The organism is Nocardia niigatensis NBRC 100131 (assembly GCF_000308655.1).
Taxonomy (GTDB): Bacteria; Actinomycetota; Actinomycetes; order Mycobacteriales; family Mycobacteriaceae; genus Nocardia; species Nocardia niigatensis.
In genome coordinates this window covers 1-1,717 of record NZ_BAGC01000070.1, presented here as the reverse complement: position 1 = coordinate 1,717, position 1,717 = coordinate 1, and the positions used below count along the sequence as shown (strand labels likewise).

Annotated in this window: 1 protein-coding gene; it reads right to left on the bottom strand. The window is 62.1% G+C overall.

Annotation, left to right across the window (positions count from 1 at the left end; genetic code table 11):
* On the bottom strand, positions 1-1,717 hold a 1,717-nt coding region (locus ON33_RS29300; protein WP_040862365.1), incomplete at both ends, for a (Fe-S)-binding protein.

The window sequence follows — 1,717 nt, the reverse complement described above, 5'->3', positions numbered from 1 at the left end:
CCCTTCATGGCCAGGCCCTTGCCGCCCGGCGCCTTCGCGGCGCCCTTCATACCCAGACCGCCACCGGCCGGAGCGGCCTTCGCAGCGGCCTCGGCCGGAGCCTCCACCACCGCGGCCGCCACCGGCTCGGACACCGAAACCGGTTCCGGCTCTTCGACCTTCGGCGCCTGAACAACCTTCAGATTCTCGGTCAGCGTCGCGGCCTCGACACGATCGATCGACTGCAGCATCAACTGCGCGACGTCGACGACCTCGACACCCTGACCGACCTCGCCACCATCCTTACGAGCGGTCACACCATCGGTGAGCATCACACGGCAGAACGGGCAACCCGTCGCGATCATCGAGGGCTCGTTACCACCGTTCAACGTGCCGAGAGCCTCATCGACACGGTCGATGTTGATGCGCTTGCCGAGCTGCTCTTCCATCCACATCCGCGCGCCACCGGCACCACAACACATGGAACGCTCACCGTGACGCGGCATCTCGACCAGCGTCGAACCCGAAGCCTGCATCAACTCACGCGGCGCGTTGTAGATCTTGTTGTGCCGCCCCAGATAGCACGGATCGTGATAGGTCACATTCTGCGCGACCGGCGACACCGGCACCAACTGCTTACCCCGCACCAGACGATTGAGCAGCTGAGTGTGGTGCACCACCTCGTAAGTGCCACCGACCTGCGGATACTCATTGTTGAGCGCGTTGAAACAATGCGCACACGTGACCACGATCTTCTTCCTGGCCTGCTCGACACCCTCGAACACCGAGTTCAGCACCTCGATGTTCTGCATCGCCAACTGCTGGAACAAGAACTCGTTACCCGCACGACGAGCCGAGTCACCGGTACAGGTCTCCTCCTGACCCAACACCATGAACTTCACACCCGCGGTCGCGAGCAACTCCGCCACAGCCTTGGTCGTCTTCTTCGCACGATCCTCGTACGCGCCGGCACAACCGACCCAGAACAGATACTCATAACCATCGAAGGAATCAGCGTCGCGACCGAAGACGGGAACCTCGAACTCGACCTCGGAAATCCAGTTCAGGCGATCCTTGGCGTTCTGACCCCACGGATTGCCCTTGTTCTCCAGATTCTTGAACAAACCCGCGAGCTCGGACGGGAACTCCGACTCGATCAGCACCTGGTAACGGCGCATATCGATGATGTGGTCGACATGCTCGATATCAACCGGGCACTGCTCCACACACGCACCACAGGTCGTACACGACCACAGCACCTCGGGATCGATGACACCATCGACATCCTCGCCACCGACCAGCGGACGCTCCGCCTCCGCACGCGCAGCCTCCGAAATCCGCGCCAGCGCACGCTCATCCGGCTTGCCCTCGCCATCCACCAGACCGATCTCGTCGCCACCCATGTCCTTACGGCCACCAGCCAGCAGATACGGAGCCTTCGCATAACCGTGATCACGCAACGACATGATCAACAACTTGGGCGAGAGCGGCTTACCCGTATTCCACGCCGGACACTGCGACTGGCAGCGACCACACTCGGTACAGGTAGTGACGTCGAGGATGTCCTTCCAGGAGAAGTCCTCGAATTTGCCGACGCCGAAGGTGTCGTTGTCAGGGTCGGCGGTCTCCATCTCGATCGGCTTGCCGCCGGACATCATCGGCTTGGCCGCGCCGAGCGCGACGCTTCCATCGCCCTCACGCTTGAAGTAGATGTTGGGGAAGGCGGCGAAGCGGTGCC